We start from the raw sequence: 22900 nt of genomic DNA on the forward strand, positions 1-22900 counted from the left end.
TCCATGTCTCGATGGCGACTGGCGCTCCTGCTGCTGGTGGGGGTGGCCTATGCCGGCCTCTCTCACTGGATGATGCTGTTCCACCCCACCGAGCCGTGGGCCGTGGTGGTGCTGCTCGGTCCGCTCTGGCTGGCCGCCATGGGTTTTGCCGCGAGCAAGTTCGGCCGCTGGGGTTTCGCTGCGGCCCTGCTGCTGGGCATCGGGGGCTTTGCGCTCGTGTTCCTGGGTGAGGCGGGCGACACCAACCGGCTCTACGTGTTTCAGCACGTCGCCATCAACGGCCTCTTGTGCGGCTGGTTCGGTGCCTCGCTGCGCGGGCCCGGCCTGCCGCTGATCACCCAGTTCGCGCAGCGCGTGCATCCGCTCAAGGGACACATGCTGGCCTACACGACAACGCTCACGCGCATCTGGACCGTGTACTTCGCCCTGGTGGTGGTGTCGTCGATCGTGGTGTACCTGACGCTGCCTTTTTCGGCCTGGTCATTGCTCGCGAACGTGCTGACGCCGCTGTCGGTCACGCTTCTTTTCGTGGGCGAGCACCTGTTGCGCTACCGGCTGCACCCCGAGTTCGAGCGCACGCGGCTCATCGATGCGGTGCGCGCCTTCCAGGGCGCATCGCCCGTCGACCACGGCAGCGGCAGCCGTTGAAGCAAGGGGCACCCGCGTGAGCGCCGATACCCGCCTGCTGCCGCTGATCGCGAACCGGGACCTCGATGCACCGCTGGCCTGGCGTGCCGGCGTGCCGGTGAGCGCGCGCCAGTTCCTGGCCGACGTGGCCCGCTTCGCGCCGCTGCTGCCGGCCGAAGGCAAGGCGGTCAATCTTTGCGTCGACCGCTATGCGTTTGCGGTCGGCCTGGCGGCCGCGCTGCTGCGCGGCCACGCAAGCCTGCTGCCGCCCGATGCGCGGCCTGACACGCTCGCGCGCCTGCTCGAATCCGGGGGCTCGAATCTGTTCGCGTTGACCGATGACGCCGCACTCGCCACGCCCGGCATGCCACGCGTGCTGGTCGAATGCCGCGGCGGCCCCGAAGAGGCTGGCGTCGAGGTTCCGGCCGTCGACGGCGCCATGCATGCCGTGAGCCTGCTGACCTCCGGTTCCACCGGCGCGCCGCAGCCGCATGCCAAGCGCTGGGACACGCTGGTCGGCGACGTCGCAGTGGCGGTCGAGCGGCTTTCCAGCCTGCTCGGGCTGCCATCGCTCGCCGGCCTGACGCTGGTTGCCACCGTGCCGGTGCAACACAGCTACGGGCTGGAATCGTCGGCGCTGCTGGCCATGCTCGGCGGTGCCGCATTCGACAGCGGGCGGCCGTTCTTTCCGGCCGACGTGGCCAGGACGCTGGCCTCGGTGCCGCGCCCCCGCGCGCTGGTCACCACGCCTTTCCACCTGAAGACGCTGCTGCTCTCGGGCATCGAGCTGCCGCCGGTCGACCTGGTTCTTTCCGCCACTGCGCCACTGTCACCGCAGCTCGCAGCCCAGGCCGAGCAGGCGCTCGGCGGCGTGCTGATCGAGATCTACGGCAGCACCGAGTCCGGCCAGGTCGCCACCCGCCGCACCACGCACAGCGAGGTCTGGGAGAACTTCGGCGAGATCCGCGTGCACGCCGAGCCGGGGGAGGGCGACGGTTCCGAGCGCTTCATCTTCAGCGGCGATTTCCTGCCCGAGCCCACGCCCATGGCCGACGTGCTCGAGCTGCTCGACGCGCGCCGCTTTCGGCTGCTGGGCCGCGCCAACGACCTGATCCACGTCGCGGGCCGGCGCAGCTCGCTCGCGCACCTGAACTACCACCTCAACAGCATCGCGGGCGTCGAGGACGGCGCGTTCTGGCTGCCCGACGAAGTGGCCGACGGCGTGGTGCGCCCCGTGGCCTTCGTGGTCGCGCCCACGCTCTCGGCGGGCCAGATCATCGCCGCGCTGCGCCAGCGGCTGGAGTCGGTGTTCGTGCCGCGTCGCGTGGTACAGGTGGAGGCCTTTCCGCGCGAAGGCACCGGCAAGCTCACGGCGCGCGCGCTGCGCGAATTCGCGCTCGCGCAGCTGGCGGAAGACGACACGCCGGTGCAGCTGGCCCATGCGGTGCCCGTTGATCATCCAGTGTTCGCGGGCCACTTCCCGGGCCTGCCGCTGCTGCCCGGTGCCCTGGTGCTGGCCGAGGTCATGGAGGCCGTGCAGCGCGTGCCGGCGCTGGCCGCCCGGCTGGGCACCCATCCCACGCTTGCGGCCGCCAAGTTCCTGGCGCCTGTGCGGCCCGGCAGCATGCTCTCCATCGAGCTGCAGCCCGAGTCCGGCGCCGCGCGCGGCGTGCGCTTCGACGTGCGCTGCGACGGCGTGCTGGCTGTCACCGGCCGCTGGGCCGCCGTGCAAGAGTCTGCGTGATGGATCACACCGACGCCGAGACGCGCGCCGTGAAAGACGCGGCGCAGGCAGGCCAGCGCGGCGACTGGGCGCGCGCCCCCGAGCGCAGCAACATGCTGGCGCTGCGTTTCATCTGCCTGATGGCGCTGGTGTGCGGGCGCCATGTCACGCGCCTGCTGCTGCCGCCGATCAGCCTGTACTTCCTCTTGTTTGCACCCGCGCCGCGGCGCCACATCAAGCGCTACCTGTTCAGGGCCATCGGTCCGCATGCCGGCTGGATCGACGGCTACCGCCTGCTGCATGCCTTTGCCTCGACGGTGCTCGACCGCGTGTACTTCCTGCGCGGCCGCATGGACCTGTTCGACGTCAGGGTCGAGGGCAACCAGGCGCTGGAAGCCGAGGCATTGAAAGGGCGCGGTGCCTTCCTGCTCGGCGCGCACGTCGGCAGCTTCGAGGCGATGGGCGCCTGCAAGCACAACAGCCGGCACAAGCATGACCTGCGGCTGGCGATGCTGATGTACCCCGACAACGCGCAGCGCATCACGGCCATCCTCAACGCCATCAGCCTGCCCGAGCTGCGGCCCCACGTGATCGCGCTGGGCCGCCCGCATTCGATGCTCGCGCTGCGCGACTGGCTCGATGGCGGCGGCCTTGGCGGCATGCTGGTCGACCGCACCCTGCCGGGCAGCGAGGACCAGCCCGCGCAGCAGCGCGGCAACAACATCGTGCTGCCGTTCCTCGGCCATCCGGCAAGCTTCAACGACGGCCCGTTCCGCCTGGCGGCGCTGTTGCGGCGCAAGGTGTTCTTCATGGCCGGCCTCTATGGCGGCGGCGCGCGCTACGATGTCCGGTTCGACCTGCTGGCCGACTTCAGCGAGCGGGCGTCCGACCCCGCCGAGCGGGAACGCCGCATCCGCGCGGCGGTCGAAGCCTACGTGGCGCGCCTGGATGCACTGTGCCGCGCCTATCCCTACAACTGGTTCAATTTTCATGATTTCTGGCTCGAAGATTCGGTTTGACTGGCTTTGCAGGAGCCTGCTGCTGACACTGGCCTGCTGCGCCGCGCCGGCCTGGGCCTTCGACCTGCCCGAGCTGATGGGGCTGCTTTCGAAGCAGAAGAGCGGCGAGGCCCGCTTCACCGAACAGCGCTTCGTGCATGGCCTGGAAGGCCCGCTCGATGCCCGCGGCACGCTGAGCTTCGACGCGCCCGACAAGCTGGTGCGGCGCACGCTGTCGCCGCGCGTCGAGACCATGGCGGTCGAAGGCAACACGCTGACGCTTTCGCGCGGCGGCCGCAACCGCACCCTGACGCTCGACAGCATGCCCGAGCTGCTCGGCCTGGTCGAGGCCATGCGCGGCACGCTGACCGGCGATGGCGCCACGCTGCAGCGCTATTTCCGCAGCACGGTGAGCGGCTCGGCCGCCAACTGGACGCTCGACCTTGTGCCGGCCGACAGCCGGCTTGCGGCGCAGGTGCGCAGCATCCGCATCAGCGGCCGCGCCGGCGAGGTGCTGGGTCTCGAAATGGAATTTGTCGGCGGCGACCGCTCGGTGATGAACATCACGCCCGAGCGCCCTGGCGCCGCACCCACCGCGCCTTCGGGCGCTGCCGGGCGCACCACGCCGTGAGGGCGCGCGAGACCGGGGGAGGGCCGCCGGGCTGGCAGCGCCGGACGCTGGTGCTGCTGGTCTGGGCGCTGGTCCTGCTCGGCGGCGCGCTGCAGATCGCGCGCACGCAGTTCAGCGCCGACCTTTCCGCCTTCCTGCCCAAGAGCCCCGATGTGCGCCAGCAGGTGCTCATCGAGCAGCTGCAAAGCGGCGTGGCGTCGCGCACGCTGATGCTCGGCATCGAGGGCGGAGCGAGTGCTGAGCAGCGCGCGGCGGTGTCCCGCGCGGTGGCCAAGTCCATGCGCGAGAGTCGGCTGTTCGACCTGATCCAGAACGGCGACACCGGCGACTGGAGCGAAGCCGGCACCTGGGTCTTCGAGCACCGCTACCAGCTTTCGCCGGGCGTGAGGCCCGAGCAGTTCACCGCCGACGGCCTGCGCGACGCGATCTACGAAACGCTGTCGATGCTGGGCACGCCGGCCGGCAACGTGATCAAGCCATTGCTCGACCGCGATCCCACCGGCGAAACCCAGCGCATTGCCGTAGAGCTGACGCCGGCCAGCGCGCCGCGCAGCGAGGGCGGCGTCTGGATGTCGCGCACCGCGCCGCGCGCACTCATGATCGCCACCACGCGCGCAGCGGGCAGCGATCTCGACGCCCAGGCGAAGGCCATCGCAAGCGTGCATGCGGCCTTCGACGCCGCAACGCGCGGCATGGCCGAGGCCACCCGGCCGAAGCTGCTGCTGAGCGGCCCGCCCGTGTTCTCGGTGCTGAGCCGCGACAAGATCAAGACCGAAGCGATCCACCTCGCCATCGTGGGAGGCATCGTGATGGGCGGCCTGCTGCTGCTGGCCTTTGCGTCGCCGCGCGCGCTGGTCATCGCGTTCCTGCCCGTGGCCACCGGCGTGGTGGTGGGGACCGCGGCCGTCAGCGTGGTGTTCGGCTCGGTGCACGGCATGACGCTGGGCTTCGGCAGCACGCTGATCGGCGAGACTGTCGACTACGCCATCTACTACCTGATCCAGGCCCGGGGCGCGGCCGTGGCCGGCACCGGCTGGGCGCGCTGGCGCGATGTGCACTGGCCCACCGTGCGGCTCGGGCTGCTGACCTCGGTGTGCGGCTTCGCGGCGCTGGTGTTCTCGGGCTTTCCGGGCCTGGCGCAGCTGGGGGTGTTCTCCATTGCAGGACTCGTGGCCGCGGCGCTGGCCACGCGCTACGCATTGCCGATGCTCGCGCCCGATGGCGCCACCGGCATGGGCATGCGCCGGTACATGGCGCACGCGGCCGGCGTGCTGGTGCGCGGCCTGCCGCGGCTGCGCTGGGTGCTGGCCGGGCTCGGCGCGGCTGCGCTGGTACTGGTCATCTGGCAGGGCGGGCACCTGTGGCGTGCCGACCTCGGCGCCATGAGCCCGGTGCCCAAGTCGGCCCAGCAGCTCGACGAGATGCTGCGCGCCGACATCGGCACCGGCGACGGCAGCACGCTGGTGGTGGTCTACGGTGCCGATGAAGAAACCGCACTGCGCAATACCGAGGCCGCCACCGCGCGGCTCGAGGCGCTGGTCGACAAGGGCGAGCTCGGCGGCTTTGAGGCCGTGACGCGCGTGCTGCCGAGCACCGCGACCCAGGCGGCCCGGCTCGCCAGCCTGCCCGACGGCGAAACGCTGCGCACCCGGCTGGCCGAGGCCACCCAAGGCTCGCCGCTGCCGGCCGCGCGCCTCGGACCGTTCCTGGCCGACGTCGAAGCCGCGCGCAAGCTCGCGCCCGTGCGGCGCGCCGACCTGGCCGGCGGGCCGCTCGGTTCGGTGGTCAACACGCTCATGTACCAGCGCCCGGGCGGCGGCTGGTCGACGCTGGTGGTGCTGCACCCCGGCGCAAAGTTCGATGCGCGCCGGCTCGAAGCGGCGCTGGCGGGCGTGCCCGAGGTGCAGGTGGTCGACGTGGGCCGCGAACTCGCGGGGCTCTATCAGCGCTACCTGCACGAGGCCTTCGTGCAGGTGCTGCTCGGCGCGCTGGCCGTGGTGCTGCTGCTGGGCATCTACCTGCGCTCGGGCCGTCGTCTGCTTGCGGTGTGCCAGCCGCTGGTCTTCGCAGTGGTGCTCACGCTGGGCGGCATGGCCGTGCTCCAGGTGCCGCTGGGCATCCTGCACCTGGTGGGGCTGCTGCTGATCGTGGCGGTGGGCTCCAACTATGCACTGTTCTTCGACCAGCTGCGCGTGGCCGGGCGGGCCGACGAGGACACGCTGGCGTCGCTGATGCTGGCCAACCTGACCACGGTGGTGTCCTTCGGGCTGATCGCGATCTCGGACATTCCGGCGCTGTCGTCGATCGGCCGCGTGGTGGCGCCGGGCGCCCTGCTGGCGCTGCTGCTGTCGGCCGCGTTCGCGCGCCGCGTGGCGCCAACGCCGCCCGTGCGCGGCTGATGGGAAAATCCCGCGCCATGCCGTCCGCCTCCGCTGCCCCGTCCGAATCCTGGCCCTGGCCGCTCGTCATCCGTGCCAGCGCGGCCTGGCACGTGGCGGCCATCGGCGCCGGCGCCCTGGTGCCGGGTGCCATGCCCTGGGCCATCGGCGCCATTGCGCTGAACCACGCGTTGATCACCGGTGCGGGGCTCACGCCGCGCAGCAGCCTGCTGGGCCCCAACGTCACGCGCCTGCCCGAGGCGGCCGCTGCCCGGCGCCAGGTGGCCATCACCATCGACGACGGGCCCGACCCCGAGGTCACGCCCCGCGTGCTCGACCTGCTCGATGCGCACGGCCAGCGCGGCACCTTCTTCTGCATTGCCGAGCGCGTGCTGGCCCACCCGGCGCTGACGCGCGAGATCGTGGCGCGGGGCCACAGCGTCCAGAACCACACCGCGCGGCACCGGCACAATTTTTCGTTTCTCGGCCCCAGCGGCTTTGCGAGCGAGATCGCGCAGGCACAGGACATCCTGGCCGACGCCACCGGCCAGCGCCCAACCTGCTTCCGCGCGCCGGCGGGCCTGCGCAACCCGTTCCTCGAGCCGGTGCTGCACCGGCTCGGCCTGTCGCTCGTGAGCTGGACGCGCCGCGGCTTCGACACGCGCGAAGGCGACCCTGCCAAGGTCATGGCGCGCCTGGACCGCAAGCTGCAGGCGCGTGACATCCTGCTTCTGCACGACGGCAACGCCGCGCGCACCCCTTTGGGAAACCCTGTATTGCTGGAGGTACTGCCCTTGCTTTTCGAACGCCTGCGCGCCGAACGCCTGCACGCCGTCACCTTGCCGGAAGGCCTCGAATCATGAGCGCGGTGCTGCCTTCTTCTTCGTCTTCATCCACCGATGCCGCGTGGCGCGAGCTTCACGAGGCTGCCACCGCTCCCTACAAGAAGGGCGGCAGCTTCGCCTGGCATTTCGCGCGCGGCAAGCTGGGGCGCGATCCGGTGTTTCGCGGGTTGCTCGAACGCGGGCTGATCGATGCGGCGCACCGCCGCGTGGTCGACATCGGCTGCGGGCAGGGGCTCTTCGCGAGCCTGCTCGCGTCGATGAGCCGTATGCAGGCCCAGGGCCGCTGGCCCGCATCCTGGAAGCCCACGCCGCCAGCCGCCGACTACACGGGCATCGAACTGATGCCCAAGGACGTGGCTCGCGCCGAGGCTTCCATCGGGCATCTGCAGCCGGCGCCGCGGCTGGTCTGCGCCGACATGTGCTCGGCACCGCTGCCGCCGTGCGACCTGGTCGTGATTCTCGATGTGCTGCACTACGTGGACATCGAAGCACAGGACGGTGTGCTGCGGCGCGTGCACGACGCGCTCCGGCGCGGCGGCAATGCAAACGCCCGGCTGCTGCTGCGCGTGGGCGATGCATCGAGCAAGCGCGGCTTCGCCATCAGCCAGTGGGTCGACCGCACCGTGACGCGCATCCGCGGCCACAAGGTGTCGCCGACCTGGGGCCGTCCGTTGTCCGAATGGGTGGCGGTGCTGCAGTGGCTGGGATTTCGCGTGCAGAGCATCCCGATGAGCGAAGGCACGCCCTTTGCCAACGTGCTGCTGGTGGCCGACCTGGAGCCCCCGGCGTGACGACAACTGCGCAGACGCTCGACCGCGCCGGTATTGCCGAGCGCATTCCGCACAGCGGCAGCATGTGCGTGCTCGACCGGCTCGAGCGCTGGGATGCCGAGTCCATCGATTGCAGCACTCGCACACATGCGCAGCCGGACAACCCGCTGCGAACGGCGGGCGGCCTGCTCGCGCCCAACGCCATCGAATATGCGGCGCAGGCCATGGCGCTGCACGGCGGTCTGCTGGCTGCCGCAGGGAGCACGCCGTCGGCCGGATTCCTCGCGAGTGCGCGCAACGTGCGCCTGTCGGTGGCGCGGCTCGACGACATCGACGGCGCGCTGCAGGTGAAGGCGCGGCGCCTGTCGGGCGACACGAACCAGATCCTCTACGAATTCGCGGTGAGCGACAGCGGCGGCCATGTGCTGGCCGAGGGCCGCGCGGTGGTCGTGCTGAACACGCCGCTCGCAACCGGAGCCACAACGCCATGAACCTCGAAGGAAAACGCGCACTCATCACCGGCGCAAGCGGTGCCTTGGGCGCCGCCATGGCCGAGCGCCTGGCGCGCGACGGCGCCACGGTGCTGCTGCACGCCAACTCGCGCCCCGAAGCGGTCGAGCAGCTGGCGGCCACCATCGCGGCCGCGGGCGGCAAGGCCGAGTGCCATGTGTTCGACCTGCGCAGCGACGAGGCCTGCCGCGCGGCCTGCGAGCGCATGCTCGAAGGCGGGCCGGTCCAGATCGTCGTCAACAACGCGGGCGTGCACGACGACGCCGTGCTGCCCGGCATGCGCGCCGACCAGTGGCACAAGGTCATCGACGTCTCGCTCAACGGATTCTTCCGCGTGACGCAGCCCTTGCTGCTGCCGATGATGCGCACGCGCTGGGGGCGTGTGCTCAATATCTCGTCGGTTTCGGCGCTGACCGGCAACCGCGGGCAGGTCAACTACGCCGCCGCCAAGGGCGCGCTCAACAGCGCGACCAAGGCGCTGTCGCTCGAAGTGGCCTCGCGCGGCGTGACGGTCAACGCCATTGCGCCCGGCATCATCGCCTCGCCCATGGCCGATGCCGCCTTCGACCCCGCCATGGTCAACCAGATGGTGCCGATGAAGCGCGCCGGAACGCCGCAGGAAGTGGCGGCGCTGGCGTCATTCCTGGCCAGCGACGAGGCGGCCTATATCACGGGGCAGGTGATTTCGATCAACGGCGGGATGATCTGAGTTTTTACTGCCGGACGCGCCCCCAACGAAGAAGCGCTATTTCTGAAACGGCGGGATCCCGCGCAGCTTGCGAAAAACCAACCCCGGCAGCCGCACCACGAACTCGACCATCAACCGCGCGTGCATCCACGTCAGTAGCACGTTGTCGCGCCCATAGCGAAAGTGCGAAACCCCACCTTCCTCGGCGCTCAGGTACTTCACCGGCGCGTCGATGTTCACGGGCTTGACGCCGCGCCAGGCGAGCCGCACGGCGGCCTCGGTGTCGAAGTCGAAGCGCCGCATCCATGGCTGCCGTGCCATCACGGCGATCAGGTCGGCCACCGGGTACACGCGGAATCCGTAGAGCGAATCGCCCACGCCGGCAAACAGGGTCTCGAGCTGGGTCCAGCCATTGGACACGCGCCGTCCGCGCACGCGCAGCAGCGGGGCGGAGGCGTCGAACACCGGACGGCCCAGCACCATGGTCTCGGGCCGCGCCTGCGATGCTTTCATGAAGGCGGGAATCAGGTCGGCCGGGTGCTGGCCATCCGAATCCATGGTCAGCGCGTGCGTGAAGCCGGCTTCGCGCGCCGCGCGCAGGCCGTGCAGCACGGCCGCGCCCTTGCCCTGGTTCTGCGGCAGCAGCCAGACCCGCAGGCCCGGGTCGCTGGCCGCCATCTGCTGCAGGCGCTCGCCGGTGCCGTCGGTGCTGCCGTCCACCACCACCCAGACCGGGTTCCACTGCGCGCGCGCCGCTTCGACCGTGGAGAACAGGCGTTCGCCCGTGTTGTAGCTGGGGATCAGGACAAGGTGCGTGCGCGAGGCGTCTGGCATGCGGGGGACGCGTCGGTTGCGCGCTGTTCCATGTTTTGGCGAAAGTATTGTTCCAGCTCCGATTGCAGCACGTGGCTGTCCTGCATGGGCGCGAAGCGCTGGCCCAGCCGGAGCCTGAAGACGATGGGCAGCGGCGGCACGCGCCACAGCGGCCAGCCCTTGCTGAGGTAGGGCGAGTCGGTCTCGATGAACACGGTCTGGATCGGGGCCTGCGCGAGCTTGGCGATCAGCGTTACGCCGGGGCCGAAGGGGTTGAGCGGCGGCGTCACGGTGCGCGTGCCTTCCGGAAAGATCACCAGCTGGCCGCCGTTGCGCAGGTCGGCCACGGCCAGGCGCACCATGGTGCGGGCCGATTCGTTGCTGATGTAGCGCGCCAGCCGCGCCCCCGCGCCCAGGAAGATGTTGCGCAGCAGGTCGGCCTTCATGATGCAGGCACTGCGCGGCAGCCGCGCCACCAGCAGCAGGGCGTCGAGCATGGTCGGGTGGTTGGCCACGAAGATCACGCCCGGCTCGTTGCGCATCGGGTCGAGGCAGCTGGCGTCGATGCGCATCATTCCGGTCACCGAGGCCAGGCCCCAGAACATGCGGTAGGCGAAGGCGATGGTCAGGCGGCCCAGGGTGCGCGCGGGCGCCTCGGGCATCACCGGGTAGAGCAGCATCGCGACCAGATTCCAGGCCAGCGAAATCAGCCCCAGGAACAGCAGCAGCGCGTAGAGCATCAACGCAAGCGGAATGGCCGTGAGAATGCGCAGCACGCGGGTCATCGACATGGGGTCGCCGGTCCGATCGATCGCGCCGGGTCAGGCCCGCAGGCGACCCGGGGCGACGGCGTGGGCTTCGATCTCGACCAGCAGGTCGCTGCGGCAGATGTCCGCTTCCAGGTAGACCGCGTGGCGGATCATCGGCGCGTCGGCGCCGAGCGCGCTTTCGAGCACGCCGCGCACCTTGTCGGTATCGTCCGGATGCCGCACATAGACCACGCAGTCGAGCATGGCGAGCGCGAAGCTGGCCGTGGCCTGGCCGTTGGCGGCCGCGATCACCGCTTCGAGGTTGCGCAGCGTTTCGCGCGTCTGCTCCAGCACGTCGCCATGGTGCACGGTTTCATGGCCCACGATGCTCGCGGTGCCCGATATGAAAAGCGCCACATCGCCATTGCCGATGTCGGCCAGCGCGGCGCGCGAGAAGGTGGGCGAGCGCGGGCCGTAGGTTTCGGGGTAGCGGTATGCCGACACCTGGCGCGGGTTTTCGACCGGCAGGGGCGCGGTCTGGCCGGCCAGGAAGCGGATCGACAGCGCGCCCTGGTGGATGCCCAGGGCACACGCTGCGGGCGCGCCCTCGAAGGCGGCTCGGCCGGCCTCGAAGAAGGCTTCCTGGCGCCCGAGGTTGAACTGGCGATAGCGTTCCAGCCCGCCGCCGTCGGCATTGATCTGCGGCAGGTAGTTCCAGATGCGCAGCAGGTGGGGCGTGCCGGCTTGGTCGAGGGTCTTGAACAGGTCGCGGTAGGCGCGGTGCGCAAGCTCGGCAAGGTCCTGTTTCTCGACCGACTCGTCGAGATCGATGGCGCCGAGCAGCCACTGGCCGTCGCTGCGCCAGCGGGCGATGCCGGTGGTGCTCGATGCAACCCGCCCACCGCTCACGTGCCACACGTCCGCCATGGCGCCTTGTTCGGAAAGAACGCGTGCATTGACGGTCGGCATCCATGCCAGTTCATGCGGCGTGCCATAGCCGAGCGCCGCGAAAGGCACACGCCCGTCGGCGGCCAGCGCAAGGCTGGCGGGCAGCGAAAGGCGCTCGACGCGCAAAGAGGAGGAGTTTTCGCCTTGGACTCGCACGGTCAGCCGGCCTCGACGGTGTTTTCTGGCTTGCGCGCCATGTATTCGGAGAACACGCCAAGGCTCGCGTGGCGGCGCACGTCGGTGAAGCCCGCGGCGCGCAATGCTTCGAGCACGCGCTCGGGCGGAATGCAGGCCTCGATGGTGTCCCAGTAATAGCGCCACAGTTCCGAGGTGTTGCTGCGGCGGCCGACCACGCGCGCGATCAGCGGCACCACGGCGCGCATGTAGGCCTTGAGCAGGGCCGTGGCGATGCGGCCGTTCGGTTTGGTGATTTCGAGCACCACCAGGCGGCCGCCGGGGCGCAGCACGCGGTGGAACTCGCCGAACGCGGCCGCCACGTCGCTGATGTGGCGCATGGCGTATCCCATGCTCACGAAATCGCAGCTGGCATCCGGCCGGGGCAGCGCTTCCGCCACGCCCTGGACCAGCTCGACGCCAGGCAGGTCGACCTGTTCCATCATGCCCGCGCTGGGATCGACGCCCACGAGCCGGCCCGTCGGGCCGATGATCCTGAGCGCCTCGCGGGCGACCAGCCCGGTGCCGATGCCGACGTCGAGCACCTGCGCGCCCGGCGCAAGCCCGGCCTGCGACAGGGCGGCGCGTCGGTACGACGGGCCGGTGCCGAAGGCCAGCACGCTTTCGATGCGGTCGTAGTCGGCGGCGGTGCTGTCGAAGATGCGCCGCAGGAATGCCTGGTGCTCCGCCTCGTTCTTGTAGTACAGCGGCAATGGGGTGTGCGGCGGCAGGATGGTCGGATTCCCGGGCCCGACGGAAGGCGATGGCGTCATCGAAGGATTATCACCAAAAGACCTGCCGCTTCGGCGCTGCCGCGCCGGCCGTTGTGCGCGCCGGACAGTAAACTCGGAGCTTGCTTTGAAAACACAAGACAGCGAGATAGAAAGCCATGGCCGGACACAGCAAATGGGCAAACATTCAGCACCGGAAGGGCCGCCAGGACGAAAAGCGCGGCAAGCTCTGGACCCGCGCCATCCGTGAAATCACCGTGGCAGCCCGCGCCGGCGGGGGCGACCTCAGCGCCAACCCCCGGCTGCGGCTGGCGGTCGAGAAGGCCAAGGCAGTCAACCTGCCGATCGACACCGTCAAGCGCAACATCGACAAGGCCACCGGCAACCTCGAAGGCGTCAATTACGAAGAAATTCGTTACGAAGGGTACGGCATCGGCGGCGCGGCGATCATCGTCGACACCATGACCGACAACCGCGTGCGCACCGTGGCCGAAGTGCGCCACGCCTTCTCCAAGCATGGCGGCAACATGGGCACCGAAGGCTCGGTGGCCTTCCAGTTCAAGCACTGCGGCCAGATCATCTTCGCGCCCGGCACCAATGAAGACAAGGTAATGGAAGCCGCGCTCGAAGCCGGCGCCGAAGACGTGGTCACCGACGACGACGGCGCCATCGAGGTGATCACCGCCGTCGCCGATTTCGAAGCCGTCAAGAATGCGCTCGAAGCCGCCGGCCTCAAGCCCGAGGTGGGCGAGGTCACCATGCGGGCCGAAAACACGATCGAACTGACCGGCGAAGACGCGGCCAGGATGCAGAAGCTGCTCGATGTGCTTGAAGACCTGGACGACGTCCAGGAGGTCTATCACAACGCCGCGCTTTCCGAATGAATGAACATTGATCCACAGCGAATGAAGAAGGCCCGCGAATGAAGGTACTGGTAATTGGAGGAGGGGGCCGGGAACACGCACTGGCGTGGCGGCTGGCGCAGGCCAGCCGGGTCAGCCGCGTGTACGTGGCGCCGGGCAACGGCGGCACCGTGAGCGACGAGCGCTACGACTGCATCGACATCACCGAGCCCGCCGCGCTGCGCGAGTGGGCGGCCAAGGAAAAGATCGCGCTCACCGTCGTCGGGCCCGAGGCGCCGCTGGCCGCGGGCGTGGTCGACGAATTCCGCGCGCACGGCCTGCGCATCTTCGGCCCCACGCAGGCCGCTGCGCAGCTCGAGAGCTCCAAGGCCTTCTCCAAGGCCTTCATGAAGCGCCACAAGATTCCCACGGCCGAGTACGAGGCCTTCACCGATGCCGCGGCAGCACACGCCTACATCGACGCCAAGGGCGCACCGATCGTCGTCAAGGCCGATGGCCTGGCCGCCGGCAAAGGCGTGGTGGTGGCCATGACCGCGCAGGAGGCGCACGAGGCCGTCGACTTCATGCTGGTCGACAACAAGTTCGGCGTCTCGCACAACGACGGCGGCGCGCGCGTCGTCATCGAGGAATTCCTGCAGGGCGAGGAAGCCAGCTTCATCGTGCTGTGCGACGGCAAGAACGTGACCGCTCTGGCCACCAGCCAGGACCACAAGCGCCTGCTCGACAACGACGAAGGCCCCAATACCGGCGGCATGGGCGCCTACTCGCCCGCACCGGTGGTCACGGCCGAGGTGCATGCGCGCGCAATGCGCGAAATCATCCTGCCGACCATCCGTGGCATGGAAAAGGACGGCATCCCGTACACCGGCTTCCTCTACGCCGGCCTCATGATCGACGCCACCGGCCATCCCAAGACGCTCGAGTTCAACTGCCGCATGGGCGACCCCGAGACGCAGCCGATCATGATGCGGCTCAAGTCCGACCTGTTCGAAGTGTTCTGGCATGCCACCGACGGCACGCTCGACCAGGTCGAGCTGCAGTGGGACCGGCGCGTGGCGCTGGGGGTGGTGATGGCGGCGCATGGCTATCCGCTCTCGCCGCGCAAGGGCGACCGCATTACCGGCATTCCGCCCGAGGCGCCCGATGCCGTGGTGTTCCACGCCGGCACCACCCAGCAGGACGGCGAGCTCAAGACCAGCGGCGGCCGCGTGCTGTGCGTGACCGTGCTGGCCGACAGCGTGAAGCTCGCGCAGCAGCGGGCCTACGAGGTTGCCGCGCGCATCGGCTTCGACGGCGCGCAATACCGCAAGGACATCGGACACCGCGCGGTCCACGCGCGCAACACCCCGCACGCCTGATGCAACAGACCAACCCGGCAGCGGTCGGCGACTACCTGCGCAAGCTGCAGCAGGAGATCGTCGCGGCCGTCGAGGCGGCCGATGGCGGTGCCTGCGTGCGCGACGCCTGGCAAAAGGAGCCCGGCGAGGCGCTGCAGGGCAGCGGACTCACCTGCATCCTGGAAGGCGGCGCGCTGTTCGAGCGCGCGGGCTGCGGGTTCTCGCAGGTGCGCGGGCCCAGGCTGCCGCCTTCGGCCACGCAGAACCGGCCCGAACTCGCGGGCGCGCCCTTCGAGGCCATGGGCGTTTCGCTGGTGTTCCACCCGCGCAATCCCTACGTGCCCATCGTCCACATGAACGTGCGCATGCTGGCTGCGCTGCCCGAGGGCAAGGACCCGGTGTGCTGGTTCGGCGGCGGCATGGACCTCACGCCCTGCTACGGCTTCGAAGAAGACGCCATTCACTTCCACACCGTGTGCCGCGACGCGCTCGCCGCTTTCGGCGACGACAAGTACCCGCGCTTCAAGACCTGGTGCGACGAGTATTTCTTCCTCAAGCACCGCAACGAGCAGCGCGGCATCGGCGGCATCTTCTTCGACGACTTCGCCGAGGGCGGATTCGAGAACGGCTTTGCCATGCTTCGCTCGGTGGGCAACGCCTTCCTGCCGGCCTACCTTCCCATCATCGAGCGCCGCCGCGCCATGCCCTGGGGCGAGCGCGAGCGGGCGTTCCAGCTCTACCGGCGCGGGCGCTACGTGGAGTTCAACCTCGTGTGGGACCGCGGCACGCACTTCGGGCTGCAGTCGGGCGGGCGCACCGAATCGATTTTGCTGTCGATGCCGCCGCTGGCCAGCTGGGCCTACCGGCAGCAGCCGGAGCCAGGCAGCCCCGAAGCCGCGCTGTACAGCGACTTCATCGTGCGGCGCGACTGGTTGTGAATCCTTCCGGCACGGCCCCGCGCATCGGCGTCTTCGGCGGCGCCTTCGATCCGCCGCACAACGCCCATGTGGCGCTGGCCGAGGCCGCGCTTTCGCAGCTCGACCTCGCCGAACTGCACGTCATTCCGACGGGCCAGGCCTGGCACAAGAGCCGCGCGCTGACGCCAAAGGAAGATCGCCTGGCAATGACCCGCCTGGCTTTCGGCGGATTGAAGGGCACAGTCGTCATCGACAGCCGCGAAGTGTTGCGCGACGGCCCCACCTACACGCTGGACACCCTGCATGAATTGCAGCGGGAACAGCCCGGAGCCCAGCTGGTTCTGATCATGGGCGCCGACCAGGCCGGCGCATTGCCGACATGGCACGGCTGGCAGGCTATACTCGGCATTGCTATTGTTTCTGTAGCGTATCGCGCATTATCGACGGGCGACACTGCTCGTTTTGATCCGAAGATGCTGCCCGGCCTGCCGGCTGGCGCGCGTTTCGAGGCGCTCGAATTGCCGGCCATGGACACCAGCGCCACCGACATCCGGCGGCGTGCGGCGCTTGGCGAGGACATTTCCTCGCTGGTTCCGTCCGCCGTTGCACGCTATATTGACCAACACCACCTTTACCGCCCTGCCTGATGACCACTGAAGCCGCCGCCAAGAAAGACACCCAGAAACTCCAGCGAGCCATCATCGATGGTCTCGAAGACGTCAAGGCGCAGGACATCCAGGTTTTCGACACCGAGCATCTTTCACCGCTGTTCGAGCGCGTGATCGTGGCCTCGGGCACCTCCAACCGGCAGACCAAGGCGCTGGCCGCCAGCGTGCGCGATGCCGTGCGCGAAGCCGGCTTCGGCAAGCCGCGCATCGAGGGCGAGGACAACGGCGAGTGGATCATCGTGGACTGCGGTGCGGCCGTCGCGCACATCATGCAGCCCGCCATCCGCCAGTACTATCACCTCGAGGAGATCTGGGGCGACAAGCCGGTGCGCGCCAAGCTCGGCGGCACCAAGCCGGCCCTTGCAACCGCCGCCAAGGTGATCGAAGAGAAGAAGCCGGTGGCGGCCAAGATGCCCAACCTGCGCCGTGCAAGCGCGGCCAAGACCGCCATCCGCGCGGCCGAGCAGGAAGCCAAGGCCGAGAAGGCGAGCCGGAGCCCGGCAAAGAAGACCGCCGCCAAGAAGGCGCCGGCCCGGAAGACCACGACCGCGCGCGTGCCGGTCAAGGTGGTCGGCAAGCCCGCCGCCAAGAAGCCTGCGGCAAAGAAGGCGCCTGCCAAGAAGGCGCCTGCCCGCCGCGCATGAAGCTGCTGGTGGTCGCCGTCGGGCAGCGCATGCCCGACTGGGCGCAGACTGCCTGGGACGACTACGCCAAGCGCTTTCCACCCGAGCTCAAGCTCGAATTGCGCGCCGTCAAGACCGAACCCCGTGGCTCCAAGTCGCTCGAGACGCTCTACGCGGCCGAACGCGAACGCATCGAGGGCGCCATCGCCAAGGGCATGCGCATCGTCGTGCTCGACGAGCGCGGCACCGCGCTCACCACCAAGGCCCTGGCCGCGCGCCTGCAGGCCTGGCAAGGCGAGGGTGATGACGTGGCCCTCGTGATCGGCGGCCCCGATGGCCTCGACCCGGCCTTCAAGGCCGCGGCCCACGAACGCATCCGCCTGTCCGACCTGACCCTGCCGCATGCGATGGCGCGCGTGCTGCTCGTGGAGCAGCTGTACCGTGCCTGGTCGGTCAACGCGGGCCATCCGTACCACCGGGAATGACCGCCGGCTTCATCTACCTTGCATCCCAGAGCCCGCGCCGCGCCCAGCTGCTCGGCCAATTCGGCGTCCGCCACGAACTGCTGCTGGCCGGTGCCGACGAGGACGCCGAATCGCTCGAAGCGGTGCTACCCAACGAATCGCCGACCGCCTACGTGCAGCGTGTGACGGGCCTGAAGCTCGATGCGGCGGTCGCGCGGCGCCAGCGCCTCGGACTCGCCGATGCGCCGGTGCTCTGCGCCGACACCACGGTTGCCCTCGGCCGCACCATCCTCGGCAAGCCCGAGGACGCGCGCGATGCCGAGCGCATGCTCGCGCTGCTGTCGGGCGCCACGCATCGCGTGCTGACGGCCGTGGCGCTGCAGCATGGCCGCCGGCGCCATGCGGCGCTCAGCGTGTCGCGCGTGCGCTTCGCCCCCATGACCCGAAAGCAGATCGCGCGTTATGCCGCCAGCGGCGAGCCGCTCGGCAAGGCCGGCGCCTATGCGATCCAGGGCGCGGCGGCTGCGTACATCGAGCACATCAGCGGGTCCTATTCGGGCATCATGGGACTCCCGATGTTCGAGACCGCGCAGCTTCTTCGCCGCGCCGGTTTCATTATTTAAGACCTCATGCAAGACATCCTGATCAACTGGTCCCCGCAGGAGACCCGTGTGGCGCTGGTCGAGCACGGCGCGGTGCAAGAGCTGCACGTCGAACGCACGCTGGAGCGCGGGCTGGTCGGCAACATCTATCTCGGCAAGGTGTCGCGCGTGCTGCCGGGCATGCAGTCGGCCTTCATCGACGTCGGCCTCGAGCGCACGGCCTTCCTGCACGTGGCCGACATCGTGGCGCCGTTCACACCGGGCTCGCGGCCGAGTGCGCCGGCCCCCGAGCGCGACCACCGCAACGGCGGGCCGATGGTGCCCATCGAGAAGCAGGTATTCGAAGGCCAGTCGCTGCTGGTGCAGGTGATCAAGGACCCGATCGGCACCAAGGGCGCCCGGCTCTCCACGCAGATCAGCATTGCCGGCCGGCTGCTGGTGTTCCTGCCGCAGGACAACCACATCGGCGTTTCGCAGAAGATCCCTTCGGACCAGCGCGAATCATTGCGCACGCGCATGCTTGCGCTGATCGAGGCCGCCGCGGCGGCCGACAGCGGCGGCGTGGTGCCTGCCAACACGGGCGGCTTCATCCTGCGCACCAACGGCGAAGATTCGTCCGATGCCGAACTGGCCGAGGATATCGCCTATCTGCGCAAGACCTGGTCGCGCATCCGCGAGGCATCGAGCAGGATGCCGCCGATGTCGCTGCTGCACCAGGACCTGAGCCTGCTGCAGCGCGTGCTGCGCGACATGACCAGCGAAGACACGCAGACCATCCGCATCGATTCGCGCGAGCAGTTCGAGGTGCTGCTCAAGTTCGGGCTCGAATACATGCCGCAGGCAGCCGGCAAGCTGCAGCACTACAAGGGCGAGCGGCCGATCTTCGACCTGTATTCGGTCGACGAGGAAATCGCCAAGGCGCTGGGCCGGCGCGTCGAACTCAAGTCGGGCGGCTACCTCGTGGTCGACCAGACCGAGGCGCTCACCACGGTGGACGTGAACACCGGCGGCTTCGTGGGCGCGCGCAATTTCGACGACACCATCTTCAAGACCAACCTGGAGGCCGCGCAGGCCATTGCGCGCCAGCTGCGGCTGCGCAACCTGGGCGGCATCATCATCGTCGACTTCATCGACATGGGGCGCGACGACCATCGCGAGCAGGTGCTGGCAGAGTTCCGCAAGCAGCTCGCGCGCGACCGCGTCAAGACCACGGCGGGCGGCTTTTCGCAGCTCGGTCTGGTCGAGATGACGCGCAAGCGCACGCGCGAATCGCTGGCCCACATGCTGTGCGAGCCCTGCGCGGCCTGCGGCGGGCAGGGCATCGTGAAGACGGCGCGCAGCGTGGCCTACGACGCCATGCGCGAGATCTTGCGCGAAGCGCGGCAGTTCACGCCGCGCGAGTTCCGCATCGTGTCGTCGCCGCAAGTGATCGAGCTGTTCCTTGACGAGGAAAGCCAGCATCTTGCAGGGCTCAGCGACTTCATCGGCAAGCCGATTTCGCTGCAGTCCGAGCCCGCCATCGGGCAGGGCCAGTACGACATCGTGCTGCTCTGAAGGCTTGTCAGAGCGTCGGGTCCTGCCCCGGCGTCGCGCTGCGCATCGCCAGCGTCTGCAACCGGGCATAGAGCCCGTCCAGCGCCATCAGCTGCTCGTGGCTGCCTTGTTCGGCAATGCGGCCTTGCTCCATCACGATGATGCGGTCGGCATGCTGGATGGTCGACAGCCGGTGCGCGACGATCAGCGTGGTGCGGTTCTGCATCAGGCGCTGCAGGGCGTCCTGCACCAGCCGCTCCGATTCGGTGTCGAGCGCCGAGGTGGCCTCGTCGAGCAGCAGGATGGGCGCGTTCTTGTAGAGCGCGCGCGCGATGGCCAGGCGCTGGCGCTGGCCGCCGGAAAGCTGCGTGGCGTTGTGGCCGAGCACGGTGTCGATGCCCTGCGGCAGGCTTTCGACATGGGCGGCCAGGTTGGCGGCTTCTATGCACTGCTGCACGCGCTCGCGATCGACCGCCGCGCCCAGCGCCACGTTGGCGGCCAGCGTGTCGTTGAGCATCACCACGTCCTGGCTCACCATCGCGAACTGCGCGCGCAGGCTCTTGAGCTCCCATTCGCTGGTGTCGTGCCCGTCGAGCAGCACCTGGCCACCGCTCGGCAGCACGAAGCGCGGCAGCAAATTGACCAGCGTGGTCTTGCCCGAGCCCGAAGGGCCGACGAAAGCCACCACCTGGCCCGGCTCGATCATCAGGTTTACGCCGTCGAGGGCGCGGGCTTCGTCATCGCCGCGGTAGCTGACCTCGACGCCGCGCAGCTCGATGCGGCCTTGCGCATGTTCGATGGTGAAACTGCCCTGCGGCTCCGGCGCCACGTCGTCGATCAGCACCAGGCCGCGTTCGAGCGCCGCGAGGCCGCGCGTGATGGGCGCGGCCATGTCGGCCAGCCGGCGGATCGGCGCGATCAGCATCAGCATGGCTGTGATGTAGGCGACGAACCCGCCCACGGTCAAGCCCTGTTCGCCGCTCTGCCAGAGCGCGATCATCACCACCACCGACAACGCGAGCGCGGCCATCATCTGCGTGAGCGGCGTGGTGGCGGCCTGCGCAATGGTCGATTTCACGGCCAGCCGGTTCAGACGCTGACTCAGCTGTTCGAAGCGCTCGCCTTGCGCAGCCTCGGCCCCGTGCAGCCGCACCATGCGGTGTGCCAGCACGTTCTCTTCCACCACGTAGGCCAGTTCGTCGGTGGCCTGCTGGCCCTGCTGCGTCAGGCGGTAGAGGCGCTTGGAAAACACCTTCATGATCCACGAGATGCTCGGCACCAGGAAGGCGACGATGAGCGTGAGCTTCCAGTTCAAATAGACCAGGTAGGCGAGCAGCGCAATCAGCGTGAAGCCGTCGCGCGAAAGCCCGAGCAGCGCCTGCACCAGCAGCATGGAGCCGGTCTGCACCTCGTACACCACGGTGTTGGAAAGCGCGCTCGCCGACTGCCGCGAGAACAGGGCCAGCTCGGCCGCCAGCAGGCGCTGGAACAGCACGCGGCGCAGCCGCTGCATGCCTTCGTTGGCGATGCGCGAGAGCGCATACTGGGAAATGAACTGCGCGATGCCGCGCACCGCGAACAGCAGCAGCACGGCTGCCGGCACGATCCACAGCGCCAGCTGGCCGCGGTTGAAGCCGCGGTCGAGCAGCGGCTTCAGCAGGGCCGCCATCAAGGGCTCTGTAATGGCCGCCAGCAGGGCGCCGATGAGCCCGACGGCCCACCAGTGGCGCGAGCCGCCGAACCAGGTCATGAGTCGCGCCAGCCGGCGGGTCAGGGGAGGACGTGCGGTCTCACTGCCGGGGGATGCTTGCATGGCGGCGGATTCTACGGGGCCCACCGAAGGGCTCTTGGAGGGCTGCCATGTAGGACCGCATCGCCCAATACACGTTTTGTGACGGCACGATCGAACCAGTGTGTAACATGTGGCCCGTCGCACCGGGTAGAACTTTTTGCCCCGAAACATCTCCGAACCGCATGAACAAGCCGTTGCCAGTTTCCATTCCAACTCCTTCTTCATCGCTTTTTGCACGCCGCGCCTTGATTGCGGCTCTTGCTGCAACTCCCATGCTGCCCGCGCTCGCCCAGTTCCGGGTCGAGGTTTCGGGCGTCGGGCTGACGCAGCTGCCCATTGCGCTGGTTCCGTTCAAGGGGCAGGACGCCTCGCCGCAGAAGATCTCCGAGATCGTGCAGGCCGACCTGGAGCGCAGCGGCCAGTTCCGCGGCGTCGATGCTTCGGGCCAAGCGCTGGACGAAGCCTCGCGACCGGATCTCGCGCTGTGGCGCCAGCGCACGGCGGATTCGCTCGTGGTGGGCAGCGTCACGCGCCTGGGCGACGGCCGCTTCGACGTGCGCTTTCGCCTCTGGGACGTGGTGCGCGGACAAGACCTCGGCGGCCAGAGCTACACCGTTCCGCAAGGCGACCTGCGGCTCGCGTCGCACCGCATTGCCGACTACGTCTATGAAAAACTGACCGGCGACAAGGGCATCTTCTCGACCCGCATTGCCTACGTGACCAAGGGCGGCAGCCGCTATTCGCTGTGGGTGGCGGATGCCGACGGCGAGAACGCGCAGGCCGCGCTCGCAAGCCCGGAACCCATCATCTCGCCGGTCTGGTCGTCCAACGGGCAGCAGCTGGCCTATGTGTCCTTCGAGTCGCGCAAGCCCGTGGTGTACGTGCACAACGTGGCGAGCGGGCAGCGCCGCCTGCTGGCCAATTTCCGCGGCTCCAACAGCGCGCCGGCGTGGGCGCCCGATGGCGGCTCGCTGGCCGTCACGCTCAGCCGCGACGGCGGCTCGCAGCTCTACACGATCCCGGCGGGCGGCGGCGAGCCGCGCCGGCTGACCCAGAGCGCCAGCATCGACACCGAGCCCGTCTACTCGGCCGACGGCAGCACGATCTACTTCGTGAGCGATCGCGGCGGTGCCCCGCAGATCTACAAGATGGGCGCAAGCGGCGGTGCGCCGACGCGTGTCACCTTCAGCGGCACCTACAACATTTCTCCTTCTGTCAGCGGCGATGGCCGGTGGTTGGCCTACATCTCTCGCGTTGGCGGTGCCTTCAAACTCCATGTGATGGAGTTGGCCACCGGCAATGTCTCGGCCATCACCGACACCTCGGCAGACGAGAGCCCGAGTTTTGCCCCCAACAGCAAGCTGATCGTCTACGCAACGCACCTGCAAGGCCGCGAAGCGCTCATGACGACCACGCTGGATGGAAAAATAAAGGCACGGCTGGCGGGACAGGGCGGAGACATAAGAGAACCGGACTGGGGTCCGTTTCAAAAGCAATGACCAAGGTTTATTTGAGG

23 protein-coding genes are annotated in these 22900 nt (G+C 68.9%); 18 read left to right on the forward strand and 5 right to left on the reverse strand.

Going from position 1 to position 22900, the window contains the following annotated elements; translation table 11 throughout:
* Positions 1-3: 3 nt before the first annotated feature.
* From L1081_RS06905 to fabG, 9 genes are read left to right on the forward strand one after another with little or no spacing between them, the layout of a single operon-like run.
* Positions 4-648 carry a COG4648 family protein gene (locus tag L1081_RS06905; RefSeq protein WP_489415769.1) on the forward strand — a complete coding sequence of 215 codons (645 nt, stop codon included), beginning with the start codon at positions 4-6 and terminating at the stop codon, positions 646-648.
* A 16-nt stretch (positions 649-664) separates the two neighbouring features.
* Entirely contained in the window at positions 665-2371 is a 1707-nt protein-coding gene (locus L1081_RS06910) for an ApeI family dehydratase (protein ID WP_489415770.1), read from the forward strand.
* Entirely contained in the window at positions 2371-3369 is a 999-nt protein-coding gene (locus L1081_RS06915; RefSeq protein WP_489415771.1) for a lysophospholipid acyltransferase family protein, read from the forward strand. The genes L1081_RS06910 and L1081_RS06915 overlap by 1 nt, the downstream gene beginning before the upstream one ends.
* The gene (locus L1081_RS06920) at positions 3341-3979 is read left to right on the forward strand and encodes a LolA-related protein (RefSeq protein ID WP_489415772.1); all 639 of its coding nucleotides are present in this window, start codon (positions 3341-3343) and stop codon (positions 3977-3979) included. Before L1081_RS06915 ends, L1081_RS06920 begins: the two co-directional genes overlap by 29 nt.
* Positions 3976-6378, forward strand: coding sequence for an MMPL family transporter (locus tag L1081_RS06925; protein ID WP_489415773.1), 2403 nt, complete (start codon positions 3976-3978; stop codon positions 6376-6378). Before L1081_RS06920 ends, L1081_RS06925 begins: the two co-directional genes overlap by 4 nt.
* Positions 6378-7220 (forward strand): polysaccharide deacetylase family protein, encoded by an 843-nt coding sequence (locus L1081_RS06930; protein WP_489415774.1) that lies wholly within the window; start codon positions 6378-6380, stop codon positions 7218-7220. The genes L1081_RS06925 and L1081_RS06930 overlap by 1 nt, the downstream gene beginning before the upstream one ends.
* Entirely contained in the window at positions 7217-7993 is a 777-nt protein-coding gene (locus tag L1081_RS06935) for a methyltransferase domain-containing protein (RefSeq protein ID WP_489415775.1), read from the forward strand. The genes L1081_RS06930 and L1081_RS06935 overlap by 4 nt, the downstream gene beginning before the upstream one ends.
* Positions 7990-8463 carry an ApeP family dehydratase gene (locus tag L1081_RS06940; protein WP_489415776.1) on the forward strand — a complete coding sequence of 158 codons (474 nt, stop codon included), beginning with the start codon at positions 7990-7992 and terminating at the stop codon, positions 8461-8463. The genes L1081_RS06935 and L1081_RS06940 overlap by 4 nt, the downstream gene beginning before the upstream one ends.
* A complete protein-coding gene (fabG, locus tag L1081_RS06945) occupies positions 8460-9191 on the forward strand; it encodes a 3-oxoacyl-ACP reductase FabG (RefSeq protein WP_021007454.1) in 732 nt (243 codons plus the stop codon). Before L1081_RS06940 ends, fabG begins: the two co-directional genes overlap by 4 nt.
* Before the next feature lie 36 nt (positions 9192-9227).
* Here fabG and L1081_RS06950 read toward each other — a convergent pair whose 3' ends face one another.
* From L1081_RS06950 to L1081_RS06965, 4 genes are read right to left on the reverse strand one after another with little or no spacing between them, the layout of a single operon-like run.
* Entirely contained in the window at positions 9228-10004 is a 777-nt protein-coding gene (locus L1081_RS06950) for a glycosyltransferase (RefSeq protein ID WP_489415777.1), read from the reverse strand.
* Complete coding sequence (locus L1081_RS06955; RefSeq protein WP_489415778.1) at positions 9971-10774, reverse strand: 1-acyl-sn-glycerol-3-phosphate acyltransferase; 804 nt, start codon at positions 10772-10774, stop codon at positions 9971-9973. Before L1081_RS06955 ends, L1081_RS06950 begins: the two co-directional genes overlap by 34 nt.
* A 30-nt stretch (positions 10775-10804) precedes the next feature.
* Positions 10805-11836 (reverse strand): chorismate transformation FkbO/Hyg5 family protein, encoded by a 1032-nt coding sequence (locus tag L1081_RS06960; RefSeq protein WP_489415779.1) that lies wholly within the window; start codon positions 11834-11836, stop codon positions 10805-10807.
* A gap of 2 nt (positions 11837-11838) precedes the next feature.
* Positions 11839-12627, reverse strand: coding sequence for a class I SAM-dependent methyltransferase (locus L1081_RS06965; protein ID WP_489415780.1), 789 nt, complete (start codon positions 12625-12627; stop codon positions 11839-11841).
* 116 nt (positions 12628-12743) lie between these two features.
* Here L1081_RS06965 and L1081_RS06970 point away from each other — a divergent pair, with 116 nt between their 5' ends.
* The 8 genes from L1081_RS06970 to rng are packed head-to-tail and all read left to right on the forward strand — an operon-like array spanning position 12744 to position 19613.
* Positions 12744-13469, forward strand: a complete 726-nt coding sequence (locus L1081_RS06970; RefSeq protein WP_489415781.1) for a YebC/PmpR family DNA-binding transcriptional regulator — start codon at positions 12744-12746, stop codon at positions 13467-13469.
* A 38-nt stretch (positions 13470-13507) separates the two neighbouring features.
* The gene (purD, locus tag L1081_RS06975) at positions 13508-14806 is read left to right on the forward strand and encodes a phosphoribosylamine--glycine ligase (RefSeq protein ID WP_012747791.1); all 1299 of its coding nucleotides are present in this window, start codon (positions 13508-13510) and stop codon (positions 14804-14806) included.
* Positions 14806-15723, forward strand: a complete 918-nt coding sequence (hemF, locus tag L1081_RS06980; protein ID WP_489415782.1) for an oxygen-dependent coproporphyrinogen oxidase — start codon at positions 14806-14808, stop codon at positions 15721-15723. Before purD ends, hemF begins: the two co-directional genes overlap by 1 nt.
* The gene (gene nadD, locus L1081_RS06985; RefSeq protein WP_489415783.1) at positions 15720-16349 is read left to right on the forward strand and encodes a nicotinate (nicotinamide) nucleotide adenylyltransferase; all 630 of its coding nucleotides are present in this window, start codon (positions 15720-15722) and stop codon (positions 16347-16349) included. The genes hemF and nadD overlap by 4 nt, the downstream gene beginning before the upstream one ends.
* The gene (rsfS, locus tag L1081_RS06990) at positions 16349-17014 is read left to right on the forward strand and encodes a ribosome silencing factor (protein WP_021007445.1); all 666 of its coding nucleotides are present in this window, start codon (positions 16349-16351) and stop codon (positions 17012-17014) included. The genes nadD and rsfS overlap by 1 nt, the downstream gene beginning before the upstream one ends.
* Positions 17011-17478, forward strand: coding sequence for a 23S rRNA (pseudouridine(1915)-N(3))-methyltransferase RlmH (gene rlmH, locus L1081_RS06995; RefSeq protein WP_012747795.1), 468 nt, complete (start codon positions 17011-17013; stop codon positions 17476-17478). Before rsfS ends, rlmH begins: the two co-directional genes overlap by 4 nt.
* Positions 17475-18080 carry a Maf family nucleotide pyrophosphatase gene (locus L1081_RS07000; protein ID WP_489415784.1) on the forward strand — a complete coding sequence of 202 codons (606 nt, stop codon included), beginning with the start codon at positions 17475-17477 and terminating at the stop codon, positions 18078-18080. Before rlmH ends, L1081_RS07000 begins: the two co-directional genes overlap by 4 nt.
* Before the next feature lie 6 nt (positions 18081-18086).
* Positions 18087-19613, forward strand: a complete 1527-nt coding sequence (gene rng, locus L1081_RS07005; RefSeq protein WP_319426165.1) for a ribonuclease G — start codon at positions 18087-18089, stop codon at positions 19611-19613.
* Positions 19614-19620: 7 nt separating this feature from the next.
* Here rng and msbA read toward each other — a convergent pair whose 3' ends face one another.
* The gene (gene msbA, locus L1081_RS07010) at positions 19621-21405 is read right to left on the reverse strand and encodes a lipid A export permease/ATP-binding protein MsbA (protein WP_489415785.1); all 1785 of its coding nucleotides are present in this window, start codon (positions 21403-21405) and stop codon (positions 19621-19623) included.
* Positions 21406-21656: 251 nt separating this feature from the next.
* Here msbA and tolB point away from each other — a divergent pair, with 251 nt between their 5' ends.
* Complete coding sequence (gene tolB, locus L1081_RS07015; protein ID WP_489415786.1) at positions 21657-22883, forward strand: Tol-Pal system beta propeller repeat protein TolB; 1227 nt, start codon at positions 21657-21659, stop codon at positions 22881-22883.
* Positions 22884-22900 lie beyond the last annotated feature (17 nt).

The organism is Variovorax sp. MSC1_012 (assembly GCF_023667525.1).
Classification (GTDB): domain Bacteria; phylum Pseudomonadota; class Gammaproteobacteria; order Burkholderiales; family Burkholderiaceae_C; genus Variovorax; species Variovorax beijingensis_B.

Excerpts from the sequence above, each read along its gene's own strand:
- purD (WP_012747791.1), top strand. The coding sequence starts at position 13,508 with ATGAAGGTACTGGTAATTGGAGGAGGGGGCCGGGAACACGCACTGGCG.
- L1081_RS06905 (WP_489415769.1), top strand. The coding sequence starts at position 4 with ATGTCTCGATGGCGACTGGCGCTCCTGCTGCTGGTGGGGGTGGCCTAT.
- L1081_RS06915 (WP_489415771.1), top strand. The coding sequence starts at position 2,371 with ATGGATCACACCGACGCCGAGACGCGCGCCGTGAAAGACGCGGCGCAG.
- msbA (WP_489415785.1), bottom strand. The coding sequence starts at position 21,405 with ATGCAAGCATCCCCCGGCAGTGAGACCGCACGTCCTCCCCTGACCCGC.
- L1081_RS06970 (WP_489415781.1), top strand. The coding sequence starts at position 12,744 with ATGGCCGGACACAGCAAATGGGCAAACATTCAGCACCGGAAGGGCCGC.
- fabG (WP_021007454.1), top strand. The coding sequence starts at position 8,460 with ATGAACCTCGAAGGAAAACGCGCACTCATCACCGGCGCAAGCGGTGCC.
- rsfS (WP_021007445.1), top strand. The coding sequence starts at position 16,349 with ATGACCACTGAAGCCGCCGCCAAGAAAGACACCCAGAAACTCCAGCGA.
- tolB (WP_489415786.1), top strand. The coding sequence starts at position 21,657 with ATGCTGCCCGCGCTCGCCCAGTTCCGGGTCGAGGTTTCGGGCGTCGGG.
- L1081_RS06965 (WP_489415780.1), bottom strand. The coding sequence starts at position 12,627 with ATGACGCCATCGCCTTCCGTCGGGCCCGGGAATCCGACCATCCTGCCG.
- L1081_RS06955 (WP_489415778.1), bottom strand. The coding sequence starts at position 10,774 with ATGTCGATGACCCGCGTGCTGCGCATTCTCACGGCCATTCCGCTTGCG.
- rlmH (WP_012747795.1), top strand. The coding sequence starts at position 17,011 with ATGAAGCTGCTGGTGGTCGCCGTCGGGCAGCGCATGCCCGACTGGGCG.
- L1081_RS06930 (WP_489415774.1), top strand. The coding sequence starts at position 6,378 with ATGGGAAAATCCCGCGCCATGCCGTCCGCCTCCGCTGCCCCGTCCGAA.
- L1081_RS06935 (WP_489415775.1), top strand. The coding sequence starts at position 7,217 with ATGAGCGCGGTGCTGCCTTCTTCTTCGTCTTCATCCACCGATGCCGCG.
- rng (WP_319426165.1), top strand. The coding sequence starts at position 18,087 with ATGCAAGACATCCTGATCAACTGGTCCCCGCAGGAGACCCGTGTGGCG.
- L1081_RS07000 (WP_489415784.1), top strand. The coding sequence starts at position 17,475 with ATGACCGCCGGCTTCATCTACCTTGCATCCCAGAGCCCGCGCCGCGCC.
- L1081_RS06950 (WP_489415777.1), bottom strand. The coding sequence starts at position 10,004 with ATGCCAGACGCCTCGCGCACGCACCTTGTCCTGATCCCCAGCTACAAC.
- hemF (WP_489415782.1), top strand. The coding sequence starts at position 14,806 with ATGCAACAGACCAACCCGGCAGCGGTCGGCGACTACCTGCGCAAGCTG.
- L1081_RS06920 (WP_489415772.1), top strand. The coding sequence starts at position 3,341 with ATGATTTCTGGCTCGAAGATTCGGTTTGACTGGCTTTGCAGGAGCCTG.